The organism is Iodobacter sp., from assembly GCF_025352645.1.
Lineage (GTDB): Bacteria > Pseudomonadota > Gammaproteobacteria > Burkholderiales > Chitinibacteraceae > Iodobacter.
Genome location: NZ_JANXSO010000053.1, coordinates 31,226 through 55,957, shown reverse-complemented (window position 1 = coordinate 55,957; position 24,732 = coordinate 31,226). Strand labels below are relative to the sequence as shown.

At 47.8% G+C, this 24,732-nt stretch carries 22 protein-coding genes; 13 read left to right on the top strand and 9 right to left on the bottom strand.

Annotation, left to right across the window (positions count from 1 at the left end):
• Window positions 1-296 precede the first annotated feature (296 nt).
• The 4 genes from grxC to Q0R17_RS07230 all read left to right on the top strand — a co-directional run bounded on the left by grxC (window position 297) and on the right by Q0R17_RS07230 (window position 2,544).
• Window positions 297-554 (top strand): glutaredoxin 3, encoded by a 258-nt coding sequence (gene grxC, locus Q0R17_RS07245; RefSeq protein WP_293933439.1) that lies wholly within the window; start codon window positions 297-299, stop codon window positions 552-554.
• Window positions 555-657: 103 nt separating this feature from the next.
• On the top strand, window positions 658-1,128 hold the full coding sequence (secB, locus tag Q0R17_RS07240; protein ID WP_293933437.1) for a protein-export chaperone SecB: 471 nt from the start codon (window positions 658-660) through the stop codon (window positions 1,126-1,128).
• Complete coding sequence (locus Q0R17_RS07235) at window positions 1,109-1,555, top strand: SH3 domain-containing protein (protein WP_293933435.1); 447 nt, start codon at window positions 1,109-1,111, stop codon at window positions 1,553-1,555. The genes secB and Q0R17_RS07235 overlap by 20 nt, the downstream gene beginning before the upstream one ends.
• Window positions 1,552-2,544: an NAD(P)H-dependent glycerol-3-phosphate dehydrogenase gene (locus Q0R17_RS07230; protein ID WP_293933432.1), complete on the top strand. Its 993-nt coding sequence runs from the start codon at window positions 1,552-1,554 to the stop codon at window positions 2,542-2,544. The genes Q0R17_RS07235 and Q0R17_RS07230 overlap by 4 nt, the downstream gene beginning before the upstream one ends.
• A gap of 143 nt (window positions 2,545-2,687) precedes the next feature.
• On the opposite strand, the gene Q0R17_RS07225 is transcribed toward Q0R17_RS07230, so the two are convergent.
• Window positions 2,688-4,049 carry a DUF1501 domain-containing protein gene (locus Q0R17_RS07225; protein ID WP_293933428.1) on the bottom strand — a complete coding sequence of 454 codons (1,362 nt, stop codon included), beginning with the start codon at window positions 4,047-4,049 and terminating at the stop codon, window positions 2,688-2,690.
• 9 nt (window positions 4,050-4,058) lie between these two features.
• Complete coding sequence (locus Q0R17_RS07220) at window positions 4,059-5,813, bottom strand: DUF1800 family protein (RefSeq protein ID WP_293933426.1); 1,755 nt, start codon at window positions 5,811-5,813, stop codon at window positions 4,059-4,061.
• A gap of 377 nt (window positions 5,814-6,190) precedes the next feature.
• On the opposite strand from Q0R17_RS07220, the gene Q0R17_RS07215 reads away from it, so the two are divergent.
• From Q0R17_RS07215 to aroA, 5 genes are all read left to right on the top strand, one after another.
• The gene (locus tag Q0R17_RS07215) at window positions 6,191-7,111 is read left to right on the top strand and encodes a branched-chain amino acid transaminase (protein WP_293933424.1); all 921 of its coding nucleotides are present in this window, start codon (window positions 6,191-6,193) and stop codon (window positions 7,109-7,111) included.
• Between the two features lie 75 nt (window positions 7,112-7,186).
• Complete coding sequence (locus tag Q0R17_RS07210) at window positions 7,187-7,387, top strand: zinc-finger domain-containing protein (protein WP_130107400.1); 201 nt, start codon at window positions 7,187-7,189, stop codon at window positions 7,385-7,387.
• Window positions 7,388-7,503: 116 nt separating this feature from the next.
• Complete coding sequence (gene waaF / locus Q0R17_RS07205) at window positions 7,504-8,511, top strand: lipopolysaccharide heptosyltransferase II (protein WP_293933422.1); 1,008 nt, start codon at window positions 7,504-7,506, stop codon at window positions 8,509-8,511.
• Window positions 8,512-8,553: 42 nt separating this feature from the next.
• Window positions 8,554-8,991 (top strand): hypothetical protein, encoded by a 438-nt coding sequence (locus tag Q0R17_RS07200; RefSeq protein ID WP_293933419.1) that lies wholly within the window; start codon window positions 8,554-8,556, stop codon window positions 8,989-8,991.
• Between the two features lie 180 nt (window positions 8,992-9,171).
• Window positions 9,172-10,461, top strand: coding sequence for a 3-phosphoshikimate 1-carboxyvinyltransferase (gene aroA, locus Q0R17_RS07195; RefSeq protein WP_293933416.1), 1,290 nt, complete (start codon window positions 9,172-9,174; stop codon window positions 10,459-10,461).
• A 50-nt stretch (window positions 10,462-10,511) separates the two neighbouring features.
• On the opposite strand, the gene Q0R17_RS07190 is transcribed toward aroA, so the two are convergent.
• Together Q0R17_RS07190 and Q0R17_RS07185 are read right to left on the bottom strand one after the other, a co-directional pair.
• Window positions 10,512-11,240 (bottom strand): ABC transporter substrate-binding protein, encoded by a 729-nt coding sequence (locus Q0R17_RS07190; protein ID WP_293933413.1) that lies wholly within the window; start codon window positions 11,238-11,240, stop codon window positions 10,512-10,514.
• Window positions 11,241-11,429: 189 nt separating this feature from the next.
• Window positions 11,430-11,840: a hypothetical protein gene (locus Q0R17_RS07185; RefSeq protein ID WP_293933410.1), complete on the bottom strand. Its 411-nt coding sequence runs from the start codon at window positions 11,838-11,840 to the stop codon at window positions 11,430-11,432.
• 524 nt (window positions 11,841-12,364) lie between these two features.
• Between Q0R17_RS07185 and Q0R17_RS07180 the strand changes: the two genes are divergently transcribed.
• A complete protein-coding gene (locus Q0R17_RS07180; RefSeq protein ID WP_293933408.1) occupies window positions 12,365-14,002 on the top strand; it encodes a glycoside hydrolase family 19 protein in 1,638 nt (545 codons plus the stop codon).
• A gap of 239 nt (window positions 14,003-14,241) precedes the next feature.
• On the opposite strand, the gene Q0R17_RS07175 is transcribed toward Q0R17_RS07180, so the two are convergent.
• The gene (locus Q0R17_RS07175; RefSeq protein WP_293933407.1) at window positions 14,242-15,867 is read right to left on the bottom strand and encodes a methyl-accepting chemotaxis protein; all 1,626 of its coding nucleotides are present in this window, start codon (window positions 15,865-15,867) and stop codon (window positions 14,242-14,244) included.
• Window positions 15,868-16,592: 725 nt separating this feature from the next.
• On the opposite strand from Q0R17_RS07175, the gene Q0R17_RS07170 reads away from it, so the two are divergent.
• The gene (locus Q0R17_RS07170) at window positions 16,593-19,040 is read left to right on the top strand and encodes an adenosylcobalamin-dependent ribonucleoside-diphosphate reductase (protein WP_293933405.1); all 2,448 of its coding nucleotides are present in this window, start codon (window positions 16,593-16,595) and stop codon (window positions 19,038-19,040) included.
• A 476-nt stretch (window positions 19,041-19,516) separates the two neighbouring features.
• Window positions 19,517-21,490 carry a PhoX family phosphatase gene (locus Q0R17_RS07165; protein ID WP_293933403.1) on the top strand — a complete coding sequence of 658 codons (1,974 nt, stop codon included), beginning with the start codon at window positions 19,517-19,519 and terminating at the stop codon, window positions 21,488-21,490.
• A gap of 93 nt (window positions 21,491-21,583) precedes the next feature.
• Here Q0R17_RS07165 and Q0R17_RS07160 read toward each other — a convergent pair whose 3' ends face one another.
• The 3 genes from Q0R17_RS07160 to Q0R17_RS07150 form a co-directional block, all read right to left on the bottom strand.
• Window positions 21,584-22,189 carry a hypothetical protein gene (locus Q0R17_RS07160; protein ID WP_293933401.1) on the bottom strand — a complete coding sequence of 202 codons (606 nt, stop codon included), beginning with the start codon at window positions 22,187-22,189 and terminating at the stop codon, window positions 21,584-21,586.
• Between the two features lie 112 nt (window positions 22,190-22,301).
• Window positions 22,302-22,427: a hypothetical protein gene (locus tag Q0R17_RS07155; protein ID WP_293933398.1), complete on the bottom strand. Its 126-nt coding sequence runs from the start codon at window positions 22,425-22,427 to the stop codon at window positions 22,302-22,304.
• Between the two features lie 241 nt (window positions 22,428-22,668).
• Window positions 22,669-23,448, bottom strand: a complete 780-nt coding sequence (locus Q0R17_RS07150; protein ID WP_293933395.1) for a hypothetical protein — start codon at window positions 23,446-23,448, stop codon at window positions 22,669-22,671.
• Between the two features lie 173 nt (window positions 23,449-23,621).
• Here Q0R17_RS07150 and Q0R17_RS07145 point away from each other — a divergent pair, with 173 nt between their 5' ends.
• Window positions 23,622-23,960, top strand: coding sequence for a YnfA family protein (locus tag Q0R17_RS07145; RefSeq protein ID WP_293933393.1), 339 nt, complete (start codon window positions 23,622-23,624; stop codon window positions 23,958-23,960).
• Between the two features lie 30 nt (window positions 23,961-23,990).
• On the opposite strand, the gene Q0R17_RS07140 is transcribed toward Q0R17_RS07145, so the two are convergent.
• A complete protein-coding gene (locus tag Q0R17_RS07140; protein ID WP_293933391.1) occupies window positions 23,991-24,542 on the bottom strand; it encodes a hypothetical protein in 552 nt (183 codons plus the stop codon).
• Window positions 24,543-24,732: the final 190 nt, after the last annotated feature.

Here is a 24,732-nt window from a genome sequence, read left to right as displayed (position 1 = left end):
ATCACTCATGTAAGCACTTGTTTCGCTTCCGAACCAAGCACTCACACTCATCGACTGTATTTTGTTAAAGATCGTCTCGCTGTGACATCACTGTGTGGCTGTGTGTGCTGCAGCGAGAGGCCGAAATATACGGGCTGGGGCCGCTTAGGTCAAGCACTGGCGCGCACTTAAGACGAGGTAAGTAGCTAAGTCTTTGTTTTTAAAATGATGAAATATCCAACACTTTCACACCTTGTAGAATAGCCATTTGCCCTCATCTGTATTTGTATTACGAAATGATCATTAAAGGACCCAACATGGCCCATGTTTTAATGTATAGCACTGGGGTCTGCCCTTATTGTGTGATGGCTGAGCGTTTATTAAACAAAAAAGGCGTGACTGAGATCGAGAAGGTGCGGATTGATCTATACCCTGAACGCCGCGATGAGATGATGACCCGCACCAATCGCCGTACTGTGCCGCAAATTTATATTGGCGAGCGTCATATTGGTGGCTTTGATGATTTGGCTGCACTGGATCACGCTGGCGAACTCGATGCTTTATTAGCCCCGTAATACAATCAATCCAAGATAGACGGTAGCAATCTGCCCCTAAATCGTGCGATGATTTCGCCTCACGTTTTACCCCAACTATATAAATAGAAGAGAAGGATTTGCCATGAGCGAACAAAACCAAGAGCTTCAGCCAGTTTTTGCTATCCAAAAACTATATGTAAAAGACATTTCGCTTGAATCCCCAAATTCGCCACAAGCCTTTTTAGAGCAGGCTGAGCCTGAGTTTAATATTCAGTTCCGCAATCAAGCTCGCAGCTTCGACAATGGCTTTTTTGAAGTGTCACTGACCGTGACTGCACAAGCAACGGTTGAAGACCGTACGATTTTCTTGGTTGAAGTAACCCAAAACGGTTTATTTAATATCGAGAACGTGCCTGAAGGCGAAATGGATCCACTATTAGGCATTGGCTGCCCAAGCATTTTGTTCCCATACCTTCGCGAAGCGGTATCTGACTTAACAACACGCGCTGGCTTCCCGCCACTGATGTTACAGCCGATTAATTTTGAAGCAATCTACTTGCAACAACGTCAGCAAGCAGAAGAACAGGCGGCAAATGCACAAACCACTCATTAAGCTGAGTGTCATCGCTGCGTTGGTTTTATCGGCCAACGCGGCTTTTGCGCTCGAGTATCGTTCTGTGGCTCGCCACGGCGCTGTGTTATCTGAAGCCCCAAGTAATGAAGCCAAAAAACTTTTTTTAGTCAGCAAAGGCATGCCACTTGAGCTACTTGCTGAGCAAGGAGAGTGGGCAAGGGTGCGGGATAAAACGGGCGGGTTAGCTTGGCTTAAGAAAAGCGAGCTTTCAACTAAGCATACTGTGCAGGTTTTGCGCGAAGCAAATCTCTATAAAACTGCCGATGCTAAATCACCGCTACTTTATCGTGCAGGTAAAGACCTACTCTTGGATTTACAAGACAACACCCGCACTGGCTGGCTAAAAGTTCGGCATCGCGACGGTGTTATTGGCTTTATTCGTATTGAGGAAGTGTGGGGCGTATGAAATTAGCCGTATTGGGTGCAGGCTCTTGGGGGACTGCACTGGCAATCCGTTTTGCCGATCAACACCAAGTAACACTTTGGTCACGCGATGCGAATCAAGTGACTGAAATGCAAGCATCTAGCGCTAATCCTCGTTATTTAGCAGATGCCGTCTTTCCGTGCACCTTATCGGTAACACACGACTTAGCCAGTGCCGTTAAAAACGCCGAGCTGGTACTGATTGTGACGCCAATGTCTGGCCTGCGCAGCTCACTAAAAGCTTTGCACGATATGGGTTGCAAAGCCGCCGTACTCTGGGCCTGCAAGGGCTTAGAAGCTGGCACGATGCTGTTGCCCCATCAAGTTGCAGCGCAAGAAATGTCAGATGATGTGCCGCGCGGCATGTTATCTGGGCCGAGTTTTGCTCAAGAAGTTGCCCAAGGCTTACCTGCAGCCGTCACAATTGCCTCAAATGATGCGCAATTTGCCCGGCTTACCGTCACCGAACTCAATACCTCAGTATTACGCCTCTATGCCAGCGATGATTTAATTGGTGTAGAAATTGGCGCTGCGGTTAAAAATGTTATTGCGATTGCCGCAGGGGTTTGTGATGGGCTAAAGCTTGGGCTCAATGCCCGTGCGGCCTTACTCACCCGTGGTCTCGCTGAAATGGCCCGTTTTGCCAGTGCACTAGGTGGTAAAACCGAGACCATGATGGGCTTAGCTGGAATTGGTGATTTAATGCTGACCGCCACCGGCGATTTATCCCGTAATCGCCGAGTTGGCTTGCTGCTGGCACAAGGTTTAAACCTTGACGATATTCTCAAGAATTTAGGCCACGTTGCAGAAGGCGTACCTACTGCGCGTGAAGTGCTGCGCCAAGCTACAGAGCTAGGTATCGAAATGCCGATTACCGCCGCGGTCTGCAAGATGCTGTTTGAGCATATGCCGGTGCAAGATATCTTGGCCGATTTAATGGGCAGAAGCCCAAAAATGGAATCGGATATTTAACAGCTATTCGGCCATATCCAAAAATATTTAGTCCACGAAAAGCACGAACGGAGTAAATAATCTTTCGTAAGTTTTGTACTTTTCGTGGACCAAACAGCGCATTTTCTAAGGCTAATTTGCACAAGCTCAGTCTGTGATTGCAATCAACGCATGATTTTTAAAGCATCCGCATCAAAGCGCGCCAAAGTGGGTAAGACCAAATAACGATCTGAGTCTGGTACACCAAACCATTTTGCCAGCGGCCATGCCAACTGCTCGACCGATAGATCTGGGATATAACGCCCCTGCCCCACATCGTCAGCACCGCCAATAATAGGCTCAGGCACTCGCCCATAAATTTTACCGCCCGCTACCGCCCCCCCCATCACAAAATGATGGCTGGCCCAGCCATGGTCGGAGCCATCGCCATTGCCGCTTAAAGTCCGGCCAAATTCTGAGCCCGTAAAGGTGGTGACTTGATCTTGCAGGCCCAGCTCAGTCATTGCACCATCAAAGGCCATTAGCGCATCATTCACCATTTTAAGCTGGATAGGATGCTTGGCCAGCAAGCCATCGTGCATATCAAAACCACCCAGCTGCACCATAAACACTTGACGCTTATTTCCTAATTGAGCACGCGTACTAATCAGCTTTGCCACCATTTTCAAGGAATCTGCCAAGCTATTTCCTGCAGGAAAGGTGGCGTTTAATGCAGGTGCAGATTTGAGTGCTGTATCAAGCTGCACCGAGGTATTTAAACCCCGCTGAGTGACTTTGACATATTCGTTTTCTAGATGATTGTTTTTATTAGTGCTCATCAACGCTTTTAATTCATTGATATAGCTAGGGCTAAATAAATAAGTTGAGCCCCACAATAACTGCGGATTACCCGTAACGCCTACAGTAAAGCTACTCGCCTGTTTACCGCTCAAATATAAGCCCACCCCACCTACAGAAATACAACTCAGCGCAGCATTACTATTGCCCGCAAGAAATAGATCCCCGATTCTCCCTCCCCAGCCTGAGCTTGCCCCTTCTGCCATAGATGACATCCAAAAGCTTTGCTGATCATTATGCGAAAATAACTTTGGAGGCAGTGCAACGCTACGGCTTAGATATTGCGCCTTGGTGGTGGGCTGCATCAGCGGCCCCATATTGGCAACGACGGCCAAGCGGCCTTGCCCAAACAAAGAAGCCAAGCCCGTCAACTGCGGGGCGAGTGCCATTTGCCGGCCATCTGCCAACACCCCAGGTAAGGGCAAGAGCTGATCGCGAGGCGTGGCTAATGTCTGGCGAATCGCGGCATAGGCCTGATAATTTTTTAAATCATAAGGAACCATCGTGTTTTGGTGATCATTACCGCCAGCCAAAAACACACAGACCAGCGCCTTATAATCACCAGGTGCTGTTGCCGCAGCCGCCTCACTCATTAAAGATAAATTAAATGCCATAGGTGCGGCAGCACCAGAGGCAGCCAGCATACCTGCGCGACGCAAAAACTCGCGACGAGAGAGTGTGTTATTCATCGGAGTTCCTTACTTTAAAACCAGATATTCTGGGTTGCTTAGCACCATCAACAACGTGGCGACCACACGATTTTGCTTGAATGATTCTACTTTTGCAGGGTTTGCATCCACGATACTGATTTTGCTAATGCTATTAATAATTGCAGCCTTAACCCCATCACTGAGCTGGCCACAGGCAAATAAAAGATTAAACCGCTCCAACAAGGCAGTAGGCTGATCCGCCAGCTTTTTTTCCTCAGTCAAAAACAGCGATAAGCCCGTTTCCTTCTTATCGTTTAAGTTATTACCATTGGCATCGTTATAGGTACGAAAGGTACTACTTTGTGGGTCCATCAATAAATTGTACCAATAATTAACCTGCACCAACGTCGAGGTTTCAGACACGATTTGCATTTCTGGCGCAACTAAGCCCTGCTTCGCCAACTCAGAGCCTGGGGGTGTGTAACCAGGCCGAAAGAAGTTAAACACACTCGCCGCCCCCAAAGGGCCTTGACCCAAACGCCAGCTAGAGTCATTGGTGTTCCCCAAACGCCAAGCTCCATCTGGGCTACGGTAATCCAAGGTGCGAATCAGTTGCACTAAGCGAATCATTGGCTCCCGATGCTTACCCGCAAACTGCCCAAGTAAATCAGGCGCTTGCCTTGCTTCAGGATCAAGCAATATCCCCTTAATCACCGCTTTTAAATCTCCCCGAACAGACTGGCCGTTATTATTAAAAATACTCGCCACGCGGGAAATATAAGCAGGAGAAGGGTTGCTGCTTACAAAACGCTGAATCAACTGCTTCGCAATAAATGGCCCCACATTCGGGTGATTAAATAAAGTATCTAATGCAATTTTAAGCGAGGCAGGGCCAGCCGTTCCCGCTGGAATAACCGTGCCTAAAAAGTTTTTTTCTAGCAAAGAGTGATTGGCTGCCACATGACTCATCGGCTGATGCGAAACTTCAAGATCGGGATTGACCACATTAAATTGCAAAGATGCAGTCCAGCCCGTAAATACCCGCGCTAGATTGCTAACGGTATCCAAGGTATAAGTTTCGATAGGCTGTCCATTACTATCTTTTTTTAGTGAGCCATCCAGATTTAACTCATAAAGGCCAATAGTAAAAAGCTGCATCACCTCACGCGCATAGTTTTCGTCGGGGCGACGGCCTTTATTGTCTTCTTTTAAATTGCCCAGCGTACCCAGCATCCTGCCCATCGCCACACTCAGCGTCACGTCCTCTAGCAACTGCCTAAAATTGCCAAAAGCGCTTTTTTGTAGCAAGTCCATAAAATGTGCCATCACAAGCGACTTAATCGGGCCCGCTACATCGACACCTGGGTAGCTAATCACAAATATTTCTGATAATGCGAGAGTCATGCGCTGCTGCAATACATCTTTACCGCTAAAAAGACTCTGCCAAAGAATATTTGGCAAGACCTGCCAATTTTGAAATGCAGGGAAGTCATTACTTCTAAGCTGCATGCCATAAGCCCAACGAGAAGGCGGAGGAGCTTCGTTGATTTGTAGAGTCAGCCATCCCTCATAACCCAACGATTTCAACCGCTCAAGGTCATCTTGGTTCCCGCCAAACCCCGCCTGCGCCAAAAACCGTGACGCCTCAATATCGCTTAGCGGTTTTAACACCGGAGTAACAGCAGCAATGCTTGACTCCGACTCAGAACCACCACAAGCGGCCAATGCCAAGCTGGCAGCCAGCACAAACCCTAACTCTCCATTGAGCGGTACTTCTGACGCGTCGACTAAATCTGCTTCCATGATACATCTCACTTCATTAAATATAAGACTTTTCTTATATTACCTCGAGATCAAAAGAATGCGAGATAAATATCCTTAAACGGACATCACACCATCACTTAAATGCTGTTAGATAAGGTTCTTCACCTAAAATTAATAAAGAACAGAGCCAAAAACCAAGCCGAGCTTATAAAAGGCAGACACTTTAATGCCAACAACATGTCATTAGCATGCGTCAAGGTTAATTGCACCTCCTGTAAAAAATCATCCTCCAATCCTTATTAGGACGGAATGACCCTTATAAAGCATCCAGCAAGCCCGCCAACAGCCTGCCTATTTTCAGTTACAATCAAACACTCAATACTTACTCACAAATACTTTAGACAGGAGTTTGCAATATGTCGATGTCTGATCGCGATGGGCTTATCTGGTATGACGGTAAATTAGTTGAATGGCGCGACGCGACTACACACGTTTTGACCCATACCCTGCATTACGGCATGGGCGTATTTGAAGGTGTTCGCGCTTACGAAACCCCAAAGGGCACTGCAATTTTCCGCCTACATGATCACACCGAGCGCTTATTCAATTCGGCCAAAATTTTTCAAATGAACATTCCGTTTAGCTTCGAAGAGCTCTTCGAAGCGCAAAAAACGGTGGTGCGCGAGAACAAACTCGCCTCCTGCTACCTACGTCCACTGGCTTTTGTTGGCTCAGAAAAACTCGGCATTGCCGCAACGGGCAATACCATCAATGTGATTGTGGCAGCTTGGCCTTGGGGCGCTTACCTTGGTACGGAAGGCTTAGAAAAAGGCATTCGTGTTAAGGTATCAAGCTTTACTCGCCACCATGTCAATGTATCCATGGTGCGAGCCAAAGCCAGCGGTTACTACGTGAACTCGATTCTGGCACACCAAGAAGCCGCAGCAGATGGTTACGACGAAGCCATGCTGCTCGACACCGAAGGCTATGTATCTGAAGGGGCTGGCGAAAATTTATTTATCGTCAAAAAAGGCAAACTCTATACACCGGATGTCTCTAGCTGTTTGGACGGCATCACCCGCAGCACGGTGATCACGCTGGCCAAAGAAGAAGGCATTGAGGTCATCGAAAAACGCATCACCCGCGATGAAGTTTATACCGCAGATGAAGCTTTCTTTACCGGTACTGCCGCTGAAGTCACTCCGATTCGTGAGCTAGATAATCGCCCAATTGGCATTGGTAGCCGCGGCCCGATTACTGAACGGCTACAAAAACGCTATTTTGATTGTGTAAAAGGCTTAGATCCTTTGCATGAAGACTGGTTGACACTGGTTTAATATTTATTAGGGGGTGGAGCATCCGCCCCCTTGAACTATGGTGATCGTTATCACCGAGCATGAAAGAGAAAACCCATGGAACTCAAAGAAAACACTCAACGCGAAATCGAAGTACTCGCCAGCGATTTACCTCTGCATTGCCCTATGCCGGATATGCTGAGCTGGAACTCCCATCCGCGTGTCTTTTTGCCTGTAGCCAAAAATGGTGAGGCACTTTGCCCATACTGTGGTACGCATTACCGCCTCAAAGCAGGTGAAGTCGTTAAAGGTCACTAAGCCCTTAAAGCGATATGGACGGGGCTCGTGTATTCGACACCCGTCACCCCCTTCCTAAAGCCTGCTAAGCAAGCCGTAGGCTAAAGCTCGGCCTGCTCGTTTTACCTCCAGAGCATATGAAAAAAATCCTGATTATTGCCCCAGCATGGGTAGGTGACGCCATTATGGCGCAGCCACTTTATCGTCGACTACATCAGCGTTATCCTGGCCTTATTTTAGATGTGCTTGCTCCAGCATGGACGCGCCCCTTGCACGCCCGCATGCCCGAAGTCAGCGAATCCTTTGATACGCCCTTTGGCCACGGTGAGCTCAAGCTGGGTGCGCGATGGGCACTCGCGCGGCAAATGAAAACACGCGGTTACGATCAAGTGATTGTGCTGCCAAACTCACTTAAATCGGCACTGGTGCCCTTATTTAGTGGCATCAAAACCCGTACGGGCTGGGTAGGTGAATCACGTTACGGCTTACTTAATGACACCCGCGTACTTGATCCGCTGGCCTTACCCAAGATGGTTGAGCGCTTTGCTGCCTTAGCAGAAGATGTAAACCAGCCCGTGCAGCGCCCCGTACCCTTCCCTCACCTGGTGGTTAACGAGCAAGAACGCCATGCCAGCAGCGCTAAGCTAGGCTTTAATACCCACAAGCCTATGATCGCGCTGTGCCCAGGTGCTGAATACGGCCCCGCTAAACGCTGGCCTGGTAGCCATATGGCCGCACTTGCAAAAACATTGATTGAGCGTGGTTTTCAGATTTGTATCTTTGGCTCAAACAAAGACCGCGAAATTGCCGATGAAATTTTGGCCGGCGCGCCCGAGGTGATTGATTACTGCGGTAAAACATCGCTAGCTGAAGCCATTGATATGATGTCATTTGCCCAAGTAGTGGTCAGTAATGACTCTGGCCTAATGCATGTGGCTGCGGCGCTAGAGCGGCCGTTGGTCGCTATTTATGGCTCCAGCTCACCCGAATTTACCCCGCCTTTATCCAGAAACGCCACAATTGTGACCTTAGATTTAGAATGCAGCCCTTGTTTTGCTAGAGTTTGCCCACTCAAGCATATGAACTGCCTTAATCAACTAGAATCAAGCAGGGTATTAACAGCAGTGGATTCATTACTGCCCTAAGTGTATGTTGATTGAATTGCTCACTGCGCCATTAGGTACATCATGAATAAATATATTAGCAAGACAGGCATTGCACTGGCTCTACTTATATCCTCCAGCGCTTGGGCTGCCGATGCGGGTGTTTCTGTACAGTTTGGACAAGCTGGGTTTTATGGGCGCTTAGATATTGGCAATTATCCGCAACCCCAACTGATCTACCGTGAGCCCAGAATTATCCAGCAAGTCACCGTAGCTCAACCCCCTTTGTATTTAGTGGTTCCACCTGGGCACGCAAAAAACTGGTCCAAACACTGCGGCAGATATAACGCCTGTGCTCGACCCGTCTATTTTGTACAAGAAAGCTGGTACAACAATGAAGTAGTGCCTCGCTATCGTGATGAGTATCGCGGCAGAGATGATGACGACCACAAAGGTCATAAACAGCATGGCCATGGTAAAGGTAATGGTAATGGGCACGGACGCGGGCACGATCGGGACTAAACCATTTCAATAGAGATCATGTCTGCAGCCGCTGCCGGCATGATCTTCATACTCATTATTTTTGCCGTACATCTGTTCGTATCAGCGTTCTCCCCATAAAATAAGCATGCGCAACCTGCGCCAATACTTTGCCCCTGTCCTGCAACGACCATCCAACCGACCTTCAATACGGAATGCCCCATGGAATACAAAGACCTCGCCCCTATCGCCCGTGTCAACGGCACCGTTGCCCTGCCTGGCTCCAAAAGTATTTCCAACCGTACGCTCTTGCTGGCCGCTCTGGCCAAAGGCACCACCACGGTAAAAGGCTTACTGGCTGCAGATGATATCCACTATATGTTGGAGGCACTGAAGGCCTTAGGGATTAAATGGGAGCAGGAAGGCGATAGTCGTGATTTCATCGTGCAGGGCGCAGCAGGCGTGTTTCCGGTTAAAGCGGCTGAATTATTTTTAGGCAATGCTGGCACTGCTTTTCGCCCGCTCACTGCAGCCCTAGCACTTAGCCAAGGCCACTACACCTTGAGCGGCGTGGCCCGCATGCACGAGCGCCCAATTGGCGATTTAGTCAATGCGCTACGTGAGGCCGGTGCCTTGATTGAATGCACCGCTGTAGAAGGCTACCCGCCACTAGCCATTCAACCCGCCAGCTATAACGGCCAAACAATCAAAGTAAAGGGCAATGTATCTAGCCAATTTTTAACAGCGCTCCTGATGGCTCTGCCCCTCACAGGCGAGGCGGTCACCATTAAAGTCATTGGCGAACTAATCTCTAAGCCCTATATCGACATCACCCTTAAACTAATGGCTAAATTTGGCGTACAGGTTGAGCAAAATGGCTGGAGCAGCTTCACGATTGCTGCTGGGCAAAGCTACCAAAGCCCAGGCGAGATTGATGTAGAAGGCGATGCCTCATCCGCATCTTACTTTTTAGCCGCAGGGGCAATCGGTGGCGGTAAGGTGCGCGTCACCGGCATGGGCGCAGATAGCATTCAAGGCGATAAACGCTTTGCCGAAGCACTGGGCTTAATGGGGGCAGAAATCACTTGGGGCAGCAATTATATTGAGGCAGCACCACCGGCCAGCGGTCAATTGATAGGCATCAATGCAGATATGAACCATATCCCCGATGCCGCCATGACCTTAGCCATTACCGCCCTTTTTGCCAAAGGCCCAACCACCTTAAGCAACATTGCCAGCTGGCGCGTCAAAGAAACCGACCGCCTCAGCGCCATGGCCACCGAGCTGCGTAAAGTGGGTGCAACAGTCATTGAGGGAAAGGATTTTATTACCATCACCCCGCCTGACACACTGATCGCCCATGCTGAGATTGATACTTACGACGATCACCGCATGGCCATGTGTTTCTCGCTGGTAGCAGTCACAGGAGTAGCGGTGCGGATTAATGATCCACAATGCACAGCCAAAACTTTCCCAACTTATTTTACCGAGCTAGCCAAGATATCTGCCTAAAAAATACCCCATGCTTTGTGCAATATGCAAAGCATGGGGAACAGTCAATTTTAGCGATACTTTCCCATGATCTGTGCTAATTCATGGCTACTTTGCAAAAGGGCAATCGCCCGATTCACTTCTGCCACACTGACTTGCCCCACTCTAGAAACCGCGCATTGCCCCTTATAGGCCCTTAATACCGTATAAGGATGTAATGGCGTTTTAAATAGCCCTAAGCGCTGCTGGTATTCCAATTCAAATTGATTAATCACCAAATGCTGAATTCGCCCAGCAGCCAATTTAAGTAGATTATTATGCATCGTTGGCGCGTCATCCCGCAAAAAATACTTACCTAAGATTTGATCCAACTCTAAATAGGCATAACCCAACACGGTACCAATTCGAACGTGGGCAAATTCAGCTAAAGAATCTGGCTTATTCGCTGACTGCGCGCTAATCAGTAATTCCGTATTAGGAATAAACCCCACACTCCAGTCGAAAGCACCAGGCATCCAAGCAGGGATATAGTTACAGATTAAATCAGCACTCCCCTTTTCTAAGGCAAGGGCCAAACGCTTACGCGGTAAGATAGTAAAACTAACTTTTCGTCTCATTTTTTGCGCTAGGGCTACACCCAAATCAGCGTACAAACCTGCATTCAGCTTACCTTTTTCCACCTGCATCCAAGGCATCTGATCGCCATCTAACACCAGCACCCTTAGCTGCGCAGCGAAGATGGCCTGTGGTAAACAACATAAGCTGATAAGAATAATAGAGCGTAGCAAGAAAAGAGGCATAGAGGGCATCAGTAAGAATAGGCGCCTATATTATTATTTTAAACATAGGCTAACGTATAAATTATAGCGGTTATCCTTATTTTTTACTGAAAAGGAATGCAAGCATTTAAACCAATAAAAAATCCTAAGTTGACGTAAAAATGGCAGCGATAACGCTGCCATTTTTTATGCATTTAATTACAGCAGTCATTAGCGCTTTTTATGTGTAGCCACTTTACGCTTGGTCGTGTGTTTTGCGCGAGCGGCCTTATGCCCTTTAGTAGGCGGAGTATGCCGCGAAATGCTCACCACCTTGCCCTTAGTTTTTTTTGTTTGATTGGCATTCACCTTTGCCCCCTTCACCTTATGCTTTTTTGCCCCCGATACCGAGCTTCTTTGTTTGGCTGAAGACGTATGCTTCTTAGCGGCTCGATGCGATTTGGCAGAAATTTTAGTGCTATTTGCCTGCCGTTCTACAGATCTAGTCGCAGGCTTACTCACTGCCGTACGCTGAATCACGGGCGCAGCAGAGGGCACATCAAACGGCAAGGGAGCGTCTTCTGCATAAGCAGTTAAGCTAATCAATAGAGCACAAAGCAGGGCAACAACACGCATGGACATCTCGGCAGCAAGTGAATCAACGCTGCAGTATACCGGATTCAAACCCACTATTAACGCCGCCTCAGGCCGAATTTATTGTGTATACGTACCAAAATTATAAGGCTAGCAATACCACTTATCACCCAATCCACCGAATGCGCATGCCTTCAGCTTGCTAGAACACTCTCCCTCAATAATACTCACCTTTTTATTGCGCTGCAGCGATCCCCCTGCAGCGCAGAGAAACAGCAACTATCTGCAAACACAATGAATTCGCCATTATTGGCATAAAATTGTGTCAAATTAAAGCCCAGCATCAAAATCAACTTTTCTCTAAAAAAATACCAAATGAGATGTCGTAGTCATTGACACCACAGGTACAAATGCTAACATCAGCAAACCTTACAACGACAATTGAAGATACCACTTCAATATAAGCCAGACTGGCGTATAGCCAGCAAACCTTATTAAACCTGAACTTGCACTGAGGTTTAGCCTAAGCCTTAGCGATGCAACTCAGATTTTTATGGATGGAGCGAGACCTAATGAAAACCACGCTACAACTCACGGCCCTACTTGCCGCGATGCTGATCAGCGCATCCGTTATGGCGGCAGACTGGAGCGCCAGCAGTACCTACACCGCAGGCAATACCGCTACTTATAAAGGCCAAACGTGGAAAGCCAAGTGGTGGACTCAAGGCAATATGCCAGGTGCCGAGCAATGGGGGACGTGGGAATTAGTAAGCGGCACTACGCCAGTTCCAACTCAAGTACCAACGCCTGCACCAACACCCGTGCCGACCAAAGTACCAACCCCTGCACCAACAGCAGTTCCAACCCAAGTACCAACACCAACGGCAGCTCCAACACCTGCACCAAGTGGTACAGCATGTAAAGCCAACTGGGTATCTAGCAGCAGCTATGCAGGCGGCAGCATCGTCGGCTATCTAGGGCATAATTACACTGCAAAATGGTGGGTTAATGCCGGTGAAGAGCCAGGTAAAAGCACCACTTGGAACGATAGCGGAGTATGCAGTGGATCATCAAGTGGCGGCGCTACCCCCCCTCCCAATACGGGTAACGGCGGCATTCCAACGCTGGCCCAAGCCCAAGCCTACGAGGCAGTACTGACTAATAATGACTTTTTCCGAAAGGTAAAAGCCTCAGTGCGCACCGCCAGCAATGCCATCGTTGATGCAGTTGCAGCAGGCAAAAGCGACAACCCAATCAATGTAAAACGCGTAGAAGCACTGGTTCCTGAGCAAAAATTTAATTACTATTTCTCAGTGCGCCACCCAAGCTACACCTATCAACGCTTCTTACAGGCCGTAGCTAAATTCCCAGGCATATGTGATGACTACAGCGATGGGCGCAATGCAGACCAAATCTGCCGCCGCTCACTTGCCACCATGTTTGCGCACTTTGCCCAAGAAACTGGCGGCCACAGCGTTACCCAATACGGCATAGATGAATGGCGTCAAGCCCTAGTGCATGTACGTGAAATGGGTTGCACCGAAACCGGCACCGGCTGCGGCTACAACACTGAATGTACCGATCCCGTCTTTAACGGCGTATGGACCTGCGGCAAGAATGCTGACGGCAGCTTTAAAAAGTATTATGGCCGCGGCGCAAAGCAGCTTTCATATAACTACAACTATGGCCCGTTCTCGCAAGCCATGTTTAATGGCGATCAAACTAAGCTGCTGAATGAGCCTGATCAAGTGGCTGAAAGCTGGTTGAATATGGCCTCCGCCACCTTCTTCTTTGCCTACCCACAGCCGCCTAAGCCATCCATGCTGCACGTGATTGACGGCACCTGGGTACCAAACGACTTTGATAAATCGCGTGGCTTGGGTAACGACTTCCCTACCACCATCCAAATTATCAATGCCGAATGCCAAGACGCCACCCTAAAACCAGCAGCCAAAAACCGCATCGACTACTACACCGAGTTTGCGCGTGATTTAGGTTGGGATATTAAACAAGAATCGATGAAGTGCACCGGCATGCAGCGCTTCGAAAAAGGCAGCTCCGCCGCCTACGCCATCTATTGGGAAAAAACCTGGAATGCAGGTCAAGAAAACCAATGCCAGCTGGTAGATTACCAAACCCCATACAACGCACTGATCGAAGGCAATTACGTGAAGTGCGTGGAAAAGAACTGGAATGTGAAGCTGAAGTAAACACTATTTATTTGTTTAACAAACTGCTGCAGATTTCAAATTTAAAAGCCCCTGCCTTTTATTAGCAGGGGCTTTTTATGATCAGGTTTATTAAGGGTGAGCCTTGAGTGGGTTCTAATGAGATCCCCCCCTTCGCTCAACTCAAGGCAAGCGGCTAAAGATTTGATTCCGTTTGCATCGCAACCTCTACCCTGAGAAAACGTAGGCCTGTTCAGTTTCCCCCCCTGAGCAGTACATGCCTACAGCCTGAATTTTGCCGCAGCCTGATGCAGCTCGCGGGCAAGCTCGTCAAGGCTGCGCACCTGCTCATGGGCCGCTTGCACAGAGGCATCCGATTCTTCCACCATCTGAGCAATCCGCTCCACATTGCCAGCAATGCTGTTACTCACCTGGCTTTGTTCCTGAGTTGCATTGGCTACATCCCGTATTTTTTCTAAAGTGGCGCGTGTCACGCTATTGATCTCACGTAAGGCCACAGCCGCTTTTTCTACTAGATCAACACCCAATTCGACCTGTCTTTGCACGCCATCCATTGAGCCTGCAGCAATATCCGTATCTTCCTGCACGGCACGAATCGTGCGGGTAATATCTTGTGTTGCACCGCTTGTACGCTCTGCTAATTTGCGCACCTCATCTGCCACCACAGCAAACCCTCTTCCCTGCTCGCCAGCCCGTGCAGCCTCAATGGCAGCATTTAGGGCTAGCAAATTGGTTTGATCAGCAATTTCTTTAATCACCGCGCTCATGCTGTCAATTTCTCGAGAGCGTTCAACCAAACCACGAATCAGCCCCGCGGCAGTGCCAATATCTCCAGAAATGCGGCGAATCTCGTCTGCAGCATGCTGAGCCATTTTTTCTCCCTCAGTGGCCAGCTCTGCAGCCTGCTGAGAATTGACTTCTGTTTCCCTAGCGCTGGATGAAATATGGCTGATACTTACCGTCATTTCCTCAATTGCCGCGGCAGTGGAAGACGTTGCTTCCGACGTCATCTGACTACCTCGGCTAATTTGCTCCGTCTCTTTATTTAATTGCTGAGACGCATGGGCCAAAGTGGATGACGCCTGATTAAAACGCTGGACCATATCGTGTAAGCCCTGCTGCATAGAGCGCATAGAACCCATTAAACTATTATGGCCTGCTTGCGTTTCAATCTGCCGGGTTAAATCACCATTGGCAATACCTTGCGCAATATCCGCCGCCTCTTGGGGCTCCCCACCCAGTTGCCCTAAAATACTGCGCATTGTAGCCACTGCTAGCGTCCCCACCACTGCAAGGATCACCAAGCCTGCCACCAACATCTTTATTGCACTATTCCAAAACAGGCGATCAATATCATCCAGATAAAACCCAGTACCTGGAATCCAGCCCCAAGGCTCAAACTTAATAACACCGCTTAACTTTGGATATATCGTTTTATCCTCGCTTCCTGGCCGCGCAACATAGGTTAAAGCAAATGCTTTACCGTCTTTACTTTCAGCCAAACCGTCACGAATAACCTGAACTGCCGTTCTACCATCCGGCGATTTTGCCCCCGGATCAGGCTTACCCATACGCTTGGGATCAATATGAAATACAAAAGTATCATCCGTCATGCTGCGAATAAAGAAATAAGTACTACCCGCTCTTTGCGCAGCCAAGGCCTCTTTAGCACGGCTTTGCGCCTCTTCACGGCTCAGCTTGCCGCTGGTTTCTAATTCCTGAAAATGCGTCAATTGTGCTTTCGCCAAATCCAGCAGCTGAATAATTTGCGCTCGACGCTCCTGCATCATACTTTGACGCAGCTGGTATAAACTACCAGCGCCCACAATGATAATGCCCAAAAATGCGGCAATGACAATAATCCGTATCCGTGTTCTAAGTTTCATTTTTCGCACATCCTATCGATGAAAATCATACATGCAAAAAAACAGCTTAAGATCAAATAAAAAAACACAATCAATTATAACAATAGCCAAAATAAGATAGCGTGCTTATCTTTTTTACAAGAAATCCGAGAAAACAGACTCCCTTTATAAAAAACCACCTGATTATGTCTTTTCTTCAATAACGTCTATTTAAATGATTTTTTTAGCACCGCTTCCTATTTTTATTTTGTAGGGCGGGAGAAACCCGCAAGTAATACAGAGCTTCTCCTGCCCTACAATATTTATGATCAGCTTAAGAAAAATACATAATCATGGAATATAATTTATACTTCTTTAAAAATATAAATTATATTAATTTTTAAAAAAATTACTCAACCATTAAAAAATATTTAAATAAAAAAACAACTAACCAATACCCATTAAAATAAACAATTAAATTAGTGTCATTAATTACACACAACAACATAGCCTCTAATCAAGCTCAGCTAAACATCGTAATATGCGCAGAACGGGCAACTAATCAACGCTGCTTGGTAAAAAATCACAGATCCACCACCCTATCTAGCAAAAACACAATTGAAAAACCCTCATCTTGTTACGCTGATCAGATATTGTTTTTGAGCAACAGAAAGCAGTAAAAAACCTGCTATATTGCCCCGCCCCCAAGAACCATAACGCAGTACCGCATCACACCGAACACTATTAATCATTTAGGAAATACCATCATGGCCCCGCAAGAAATTTCTCTCGATGTACTTCTAGAAAAGTATGCCAAAGGCACAGAAGCCAGCATTAGCGATGTACAAGAGCGTGTAGCCACTGCTTTGGCCTTAGTAGAGCAGCCTGATCTACAGGCTTACTACGGAGAGAAATTTTTGTGGGCGCAGCAAAATGGCTTTGTTCCGGCTGGGCGGATTAACTCTGCGGCGGGGATGGATTTACGCGCCACGCTAATTAATTGCTTTGTGCAGCCAGTGGGTGATTCGGTGTCTGGCCATAGCGATGGCAAGCCCAGCATTTACACCGCGCTATCAGATGCAGCAGAAACCATGCGCCGAGGCGGTGGGGTAGGCTACGATTTTTCCACCATTCGGCCTAAAGATTCGCTAGTACGTGGCACACGCTCGCGCGCATCCGGCCCCGTTTCGTTTATGCAGGTGTTTAATGCCTCGTGCTCTACGGTGGAATCCGCCGGTGCGCGGCGTGGTGCGCAAATGGGCGTATTGCGTGGCGATCATCCGGATATTCTGGAATTTATCCGCTCTAAAGACCAAGGCGGCTTAAGCAATTTTAATATCTCGATCGGCGTGACCGATGAGTTTATGCAGGCGGTCAGCAACGATAGCGATTTTTGCTTAGTCCACAAAGCCGAGCCAAGCGAAGAGCGTAAAGCCGCTGGCGCTTATCAGCGTGAAGACGGTATTTGGGTACACGAAACCATCCGTGCCCGCGCGCTGTGGGATGAGGTGATGAAATCCACTTACGATCACGCCGAGCCGGGCATCTTATTTTTATCGCGCATGAATAGCGATAACAACCTGTATTACTGCGAAACCATCGAAGCCACCAATCCTTGCGCCGAACAGCCTTTACCCGATTACGGCTGCTGCTGCCTAGGCTCGATCAATCTCACCCGCTTTGTAAAATCACCTTTTGCTAGCGATGTAAGCTTTGATTTTGAAGCATTCCAAGCGGTTGTTAGCGTGGCGATTCGCATGCTGGATAATGTGCTGGAAGCCACCGCATGGCCATTGCCGCAGCAAAAAGCCGAGGCGATGTCTAAGCGGCGCATTGGTCTGGGCTATCTAGGCCTTGGCAGCATGCTAGTGATGATGGGCCTGCGCTACGATTCGGATGCGGGCCGCGCGCTGGCACAGCAAATCTCAGAAGTGATGCGCGATGCAGCGTATTTGGCCTCGGTAGATTTAGCCAAAGAAAAAGGCGCATTTACCCTATTTGATAGCACGCAATATCTTGCGGGAAACTTTGCTAAACGCCTACCTAAGGCGATTCGTGCGGCGATTGCCAAGCATGGTTTGCGTAACTCCCACCTCTTATCGATTGCGCCTACCGGCACCATTACGCTGGCCTTTGCCGATAACGCCTCCAATGGCATCGAGCCTGCTTTTTCATGGGTTTACAACCGTAAAAAACGCATGAACGATGGCACGACACAAACTTATGAAGTAGCCGATCACGCTTGGCGCTTGTACCGCCAGATGGGCCACGATGTATCGAGCGATAGCAAACTGCCCGCCCCCTTTGTCACCGCGCTGAATATGTCGGCCAGCGATCATATGAAGATGCTACAAATAGTACAGCCCTTTGTGGATTCGGCCATCTCCAAAACAGTCAACGTGCCGGCTGACTACCCTTACGCAGACTTCCAAAATCTCTATATGGACGCATGGCGTGCAGGGCTAAAAGGCCTAGCCACGTATCGCCCGAACAGTGTGCTGGGCAGCGTGCTATCGATCGCCAGCGAAGCTCCTGTTGAAGCCATGGCGCCTGATGATGATTTACTGCGTAAGCAATTTGATCGCCGCCCACTTGGCGATCTAGAATCAGTGACTTCTAAAGTGCAGTACATGACTTATGAAGGCAAAAAAATTGTTTACCTTACCGTTAGTTTTATCCATATCACCGGCATGGTGGGTGGCGAATTGGTCACCATCGAACGCCCATTTGAGTTTTTTATGCCTGCAGGACAAAAGAGCGAAGATCAGCAGTGGATTACCGCCAGCATGCGGTTGTTATCCATGGCGGCGCGCTCCGGTGGCTCCATCGCCAAGGCTTTAGCCGATTTGCGTGAAGTGGTCTGGGATAAAGGCCCAGTACGCTGCGGCATGATTACTAAAGATGACGGCAGCCAAGCACCACTATTTCATGATTCTGAAGTAGCGGCCATTGGTTACTCATTACAGCGCACCCTGATGAAACGCGGCTTTGTAGATGCTGCAGGTAACCAAGTACCAACCCAGATACTGGCCGAGCGCTTTAAGCAAAAGCATCAGGATTACGCCATCGATGATTTGGCCAACAGCGCCGACAGCAGCCCAATCAGCTATATCGCCACGGGCAAAAAATGCCCGGAATGCGGCGCTTATGCCTTACAAAAGGTCGATGGCTGCAGCCGCTGTGTATCTTGCGGCTATGTTGGAGCCTGCGGTTAATTCTTTTTTGTAAGCATAAAACAGCCCGCTATTTTCCAAAAGATTGGAAATAGCGGTTTTTTTTGCTTATCTTTTAGAGCTACTTTAAAAAACACGAGCAGCAGGCCTGCTGCCTATTTTAGGATCAGTGAGCGAGTTAATCAGCGGATTCAAGCGATGCCAGCCATTTGTATTCTCAAGCTTAGTAGCAAAATTGCAGAACATGGGTGCGTGTATTTTTCGCTCAAAAATATTTCACAAAACTTTCAACTAAATAAATTTAATTAAATAGTTACTCAATATACCTCCCTTGTAGCTTACAAAAAATCACAACATTTCAAACTTTAAAGCACAAAAAATCATAAAAAAAGCCTTAGATATATGTCATGAACTTGTCATGTAAACGCGTTAACTTACGCGCAACAGCTACCAGCTCATGCTCAATCAGGCATTTGGCAAGGCTATTTATATGAGCGAAAATTCTAAGGAGTTATAAATTGTTAGATGATATGCAAGCTTCCCGCCGTCAAGCCTTAAAACTACTTTCCAGCATTCCACTACTGCCATTGGGCTCTGTATCTGCTGCATCCATGTTGCTAACCGCCTGTGGTGGGGATAGTGATACACCTGCAGTAACCGCTCCGGCCACGGTTAGCTTTGATTCCGCCAGCTTTAGCAGCATGGCAGCGCCTGGCATTGCAGATCCGTTTGCAATGGGCACGACCAGTGTGGGCTCCACACTAAATGTAAAGCTCAGCGATGGCAGCACACAAAGCTTTAAATTAGCTTACAACCCTTTCTTTATCACCGGTGATTACGTTCCTGATGGTAAAGGTGGTTACAACCTTTCCGGTGGTTATGTTGATATCAACAACAAACCAATTCTAGATACATCCCTGCCAGGGCTTGAAAGACAGTTTTTCTCTGATTGTGCCGACGGCACTTCCTTGATCAACCTAGATAAAGCAACGGTTGCCGGTATCAAAGGCAAGGCAGTGTTTGCGGTTGTTCAGTTTGAATACACCTCAAATAATCAGGCAGGCAAGAGCATGTATGGCCAGCTGCCTTCCCCTATCGCCGTGCTGACATTAGATCAAGATCAAGCCACAGGTAAGCTGACACTGGTTAAATACCACAATGTAGATACCTCGGCGGCACATATGCTATGGATCACCTGTGGTGCCAGCATGTCCCCTTGGAACACACACCTTTCTAGCGAAGAGTACGAGCCAGATGCTTTTACTGCCGCCACAGATGCGCAATTTAAAGCCTTCAGCAAAAATGTATTCGGCGATGAAACCAAAGCCAATCCTTACCACTACGGCCACCTGCCAGAAGTCACAGTAAACCCCGATGGCACGGGCTCAATCAAAAAACATTACTGCATGGGCCGTATCTCGCACGAGCTGATTCAAGTCATGCCAGATAACCGCACCGCTTTAATGGGTGACGATGCCACCAATAGTGGCCTATTTATTTTTGTGGCCGATAAAGAAAAAGATTTGTCTGCTGGCTCGCTTTACGTGGCTAAAGTAGGCGCAGGCTTCTCGCTCGATACCAAAGCAGAAGGCGCAGCACTGACTTGGATTAAGCTCGGCTCGGCCACCAGCGCTGAAATCGAAAAGATGGCAGATACACTAAAGCCAATCGACATCATGACCGTGGCGACTAAAGACCCAGCGGATGCGAGCTTTACTAAGATCAATGCCGGCGGCAGCGTGCAGTGGATCAAGATTAAGCCAGGCATGGAAAAAGCAGCGGCCTTCTTAGAAACACACCGCTACGCAAGCTATGTTGGCGCAAGTATGGCTTTCACTAAAATGGAAGGCACGACAGTTAACGCCAAAGACAAGATCGCCTACTCTGCGCTGCAAAACATTCAGGGCTCAATGATTAAGGGCAATTCTGCTTGGAACGAAGCCTACAATGTAAGCTTAGATCAAGCATTGAAAGCCGGTGGCGTGATGGCACACACCTTAACTGGCGGCCAAAAAGACACTGCTGGCGCAGCCATTAACAGCGAATGGGTGCCCGTAAAAACCAAGGCACTGATCTTGGGTGAAGACATTAAAGCCGATGCCTTAGGCAACACTGCTAATCCAGACAAGATTGCCAACCCAGACAATCTGAAGTTTTCTGAAAAACTGCGCACACTGTTTATTGGTGAAGACAGTGGCCAACACGTGAATAACTTTGTGTGGGCTTACAATGTTGACACTAAAGTGCTCTCACGCCTGATGTCTATGCCTGCAGGTGCAGAGGCCACAGGTCTGGTGGTTGCAGATGATGTGAATGGCTGGACTTACATCATGAGCAACTTCCAACACCCAGGCGAATGGATTAGCTCAATGGATAAAGCGGCAATTGCAGCCGTTAACCCAATTGTTAACAGCAATTACAAAAACAAATTTGCTTGCGCGGTAGGTTACCTGACGGCTGAAGCCACGAGTATCAAGTTATCAAAAGTATAAAACTTAAAAACCTCGCTTCTAACGGGTCTTAATAAAAAAGCAGCAAGCTAAGGGTGTTAAACCCCAAGGCTTGCTGCTTTTTTTCTTTAAAAATCACAGTAAAGCAAACACCGCGCTCATCGCCAAGAGTAATGCATTCAGCGCTTGAGTGGCCTTATCCGTTAGCTCATCCAGTAAGTTGGCCTGCTGGCTAAAATAATCTGACTCCCACTCGGCAGCAATAGCCAGCGATAGATTTAAATAAGGCGATTGATGACGCAGCTTCTGCTGCTTGGCCGCCAATGCAGCCAATCTTTCTAGGCTAAGGGCGATCTCTGGGTAGTTATCTTTCACCGCCCTGATCACAAATACCGTACCGGCAGCGCCTTCACATTTTTCAGCTTTAAGTAACAGCGCCATGCCCACTAGCCGCTGTGCTTTTTCTACGATAGCGGCCAAGCGCAGCATAAAATTTTCTTCATGGTAGCGGTAAATCTCAGGGCGATCGGCGGGGCTTAGCGCTCGGATAAAGTGGCTAGCGATGGCCAAATTGCTTAGATCAAGCTCTAACTCAGCCAGCTTTTCAAACACCTTGGCCGCATAGCTTTGTTGGGCACTGGCATGGAAGCGCTCGCCCTGCTCTGCAACGGCTTTCAACATCGATTGATAGCGGGCAAAGTAAGTAGCAAGGCCGTGCAAGGCGGGATGTTCAATCAGCATGGTCGTTTCACATTCATTTATTTAAGCGCAGGGATTATCCTTGATAAAGCATCACTGCGCTTATAGAGCTGCTGCCGAATATTTTTTAGCCAAGCACAAGCCGCCCATCCCGCTAAAAATAATGACTTCCCTGCCCAAGTAAATGCTGTAGCAAAGGTGAGAATAAATGCCCAGTAATCACCAGCCAAACAAGCACTACCACCAAAGAAACAATCAGTTCAAATTTTTCAGAAAACATGGGGCACCTCTTATCTAGGCTAAAACTTGTGCTTGCCAAGGCTATCCTTGCGCAATACAAGCTGCCTGACTGCTCGCTCAATGAGTTAAAAATTATGCCAATTATTGAGTATTTCAAGCCATATAAATTTATTAACTCGCATTTATTTAGCTATTTTATGCTTGCCCCACGGCAAAATCCTTAATCAAAATCAATATTTTACGAAAGCTTTTGTAAAGTAAAACCCATGGAAAGCGCAATCTTAATGAGCCTGCTCCTGCCTTAACCAGCCAATTTCCCTCGCCGTTTTTTCACCAATAATTGTACGGCTCAAATTATCAGGGATGGTGGCCAAAGCCTCACTAACAGGAACGCGCCCGCCCATCAGCTCAGCAAAAGCTTGTGGATAGAGTGGTGATCGATCCGGCTCGGCAAAGCCATCAGGGTGGATTGGCATATTGCTACTCAAATCATATTTATCCGTGGCATTTAGGGTATGTAACAGCTCATGCCCCACAATCACAAGATTTTGCTTAGCGTAACGCTTATCCCCAAATAGATTAATCCGCCCAATACGGCCTTTATTTAGCGCCGTGGAGTGGCTGAGCTGTGGATGGGTGGCCGGATCGTAATAGAGTAAATACAGGCGAATATCCGGTGGCACGCTCACCTTTTGGCTGTTATTCCAAGCAAAATATCTAAACTTTAGGCTCCAAATAATGATGCTAAAGATATTGCCATCCGCAGGTGGCGCAGGTGGAATCACTTTTACCTCCGCCCCTAGCTGCAACTCAATCGGCCGGTGTATCCCTAGGCGATATTGTTCAGCCTCTTTAGAGTAGTACTGCGCCAGCGGCTCAAAATCATCTTTACTTAAGCTGCTTAGATAAGCGCTCACCTCAGGGCTGTTGTTTACATTCACTGGGTACACAGCCACATACAAGCCCTGCTTCCATTCTGTTGCGCCCTTATCCAGCCAAGTCATCTGGGCTGCTTTAGCCAAAATCAGCAACAAAATAGTAATTCGAATTTTCTTCCACATAGCAGCCTTTAATTTAGGGTGGGCATGTTGCCCATGCGCATGGCAACACATCCTCACAGCGCAGGCAAGATACACCACTTGTGCCTGTGCTAGCTTGTTGCATCATTATTTTTCAGCCAAGCTATTCGCGCCATTTATGCTTTAATAGGCCCCTAGCAAAAATCGACTCCATCATGGAACACTTCTTCAAAACACTACTCCTCTTTGCCGCCACTGCGCTCTGCGAAATCGTCGGCTGCTATCTTCCCTATTTGTGGTTACGCAAAGTGGGATCTGTGCTTCTACTACTACCCGCCGCAATCAGCCTTGCGCTATTTGTTTGGCTACTCACCTTACACCCCGCAGCGACCGGCCGAGTCTATGCCGCCTATGGTGGCGTTTATGTGAGTGTTGCGCTGCTTTGGCTATGGCAAGTTGATGGCATTAAGCCAGATCGTTGGGATATAACAGGCTGCATCATGATGCTGATCGGCATGGCGGTGATTTTGCTGGCACCAAGGGCTGGGAGTTAAAACCAGCAGAGCCACCATAAATAGGGTGGCTTACGGCAAAAAATCTGCAAGAAAACGCTCTAAATCTGCTGACCGTTTAAATTGCAGTAGTTTTATATGCTTATATTTCGGATCTGCAATAAATTGATTAAATTGTGATTTTCTTATTGCATAGCTATTCCAAGCCCATAAAATGATTGAATCTTTACTCAAAAAATTTTTAACCATTGTTTCTGTATTGCCATTCCAAAGCACTTCTTTATTTATGGCCCTAGCAATAGAGCGTTTAATCACCCGCCACATGACTACGGCGCGTGAGTAATCCAAAAAAATAACGGTATCGGCATTGCCCCAAGTTAAATCTTTAACCTGATGATAACCGCCATGTATCACCCAACTAGGGCTAGATTTTATAGCGTGATTAACCTCGCTTCTAAACTTATCCGGCTCTGATGGCGTCCAGTTTGCTTGCCAATATAAGGAATCTAAATCAATGTCTATGATTTTTAATTGCTTAGCCAGTTTTCTAGCCAAAGTGCTTTTACCCGAGCCACTACAGCCAATCACCATGATTTTTGAACCAATAGCTAAATCTCTTTGCATGCCCATCAGCCCTGTAATGAATCTACCTGATTAGCGGCTTAGCTCCGCTTATTGAAGCGTCATCCCACGGATGGCGGGAATCCAGTCACTCTGTACTCAAAATAGCTGGATCCCCGATAAAAACACTCGGGGATGACGGTTTTCACGTATTTAAAATTTGAAATGATTTTTGCTGAGCTATCCCGCTAAT

Bases quoted from the DNA above. Each gene is read 5' to 3' on its own strand.
- Q0R17_RS07150 (WP_293933395.1), bottom strand. From the start codon at position 23,448: ATGTGGAAGAAAATTCGAATTACTATTTTGTTGCTGATTTTGGCTAAA.
- Q0R17_RS07235 (WP_293933435.1), top strand. From the start codon at position 1,109: ATGCACAAACCACTCATTAAGCTGAGTGTCATCGCTGCGTTGGTTTTA.
- waaF (WP_293933422.1), top strand. From the start codon at position 7,504: ATGAAAAAAATCCTGATTATTGCCCCAGCATGGGTAGGTGACGCCATT.
- Q0R17_RS07230 (WP_293933432.1), top strand. From the start codon at position 1,552: ATGAAATTAGCCGTATTGGGTGCAGGCTCTTGGGGGACTGCACTGGCA.
- Q0R17_RS07160 (WP_293933401.1), bottom strand. From the start codon at position 22,189: ATGCTGATTGAACATCCCGCCTTGCACGGCCTTGCTACTTACTTTGCC.
- Q0R17_RS07200 (WP_293933419.1), top strand. From the start codon at position 8,554: ATGAATAAATATATTAGCAAGACAGGCATTGCACTGGCTCTACTTATA.
- Q0R17_RS07180 (WP_293933408.1), top strand. From the start codon at position 12,365: ATGAAAACCACGCTACAACTCACGGCCCTACTTGCCGCGATGCTGATC.
- grxC (WP_293933439.1), top strand. From the start codon at position 297: ATGGCCCATGTTTTAATGTATAGCACTGGGGTCTGCCCTTATTGTGTG.
- Q0R17_RS07145 (WP_293933393.1), top strand. From the start codon at position 23,622: ATGGAACACTTCTTCAAAACACTACTCCTCTTTGCCGCCACTGCGCTC.
- Q0R17_RS07155 (WP_293933398.1), bottom strand. From the start codon at position 22,427: ATGTTTTCTGAAAAATTTGAACTGATTGTTTCTTTGGTGGTAGTGCTT.
- Q0R17_RS07175 (WP_293933407.1), bottom strand. From the start codon at position 15,867: ATGAAACTTAGAACACGGATACGGATTATTGTCATTGCCGCATTTTTG.
- Q0R17_RS07190 (WP_293933413.1), bottom strand. From the start codon at position 11,240: ATGCCTCTTTTCTTGCTACGCTCTATTATTCTTATCAGCTTATGTTGT.
- Q0R17_RS07225 (WP_293933428.1), bottom strand. From the start codon at position 4,049: ATGAATAACACACTCTCTCGTCGCGAGTTTTTGCGTCGCGCAGGTATG.
- Q0R17_RS07220 (WP_293933426.1), bottom strand. From the start codon at position 5,813: ATGGAAGCAGATTTAGTCGACGCGTCAGAAGTACCGCTCAATGGAGAG.
- Q0R17_RS07210 (WP_130107400.1), top strand. From the start codon at position 7,187: ATGGAACTCAAAGAAAACACTCAACGCGAAATCGAAGTACTCGCCAGC.
- Q0R17_RS07215 (WP_293933424.1), top strand. From the start codon at position 6,191: ATGTCGATGTCTGATCGCGATGGGCTTATCTGGTATGACGGTAAATTA.
- aroA (WP_293933416.1), top strand. From the start codon at position 9,172: ATGGAATACAAAGACCTCGCCCCTATCGCCCGTGTCAACGGCACCGTT.
- secB (WP_293933437.1), top strand. From the start codon at position 658: ATGAGCGAACAAAACCAAGAGCTTCAGCCAGTTTTTGCTATCCAAAAA.
- Q0R17_RS07140 (WP_293933391.1), bottom strand. From the start codon at position 24,542: ATGCAAAGAGATTTAGCTATTGGTTCAAAAATCATGGTGATTGGCTGT.
- Q0R17_RS07170 (WP_293933405.1), top strand. From the start codon at position 16,593: ATGGCCCCGCAAGAAATTTCTCTCGATGTACTTCTAGAAAAGTATGCC.
- Q0R17_RS07185 (WP_293933410.1), bottom strand. From the start codon at position 11,840: ATGTCCATGCGTGTTGTTGCCCTGCTTTGTGCTCTATTGATTAGCTTA.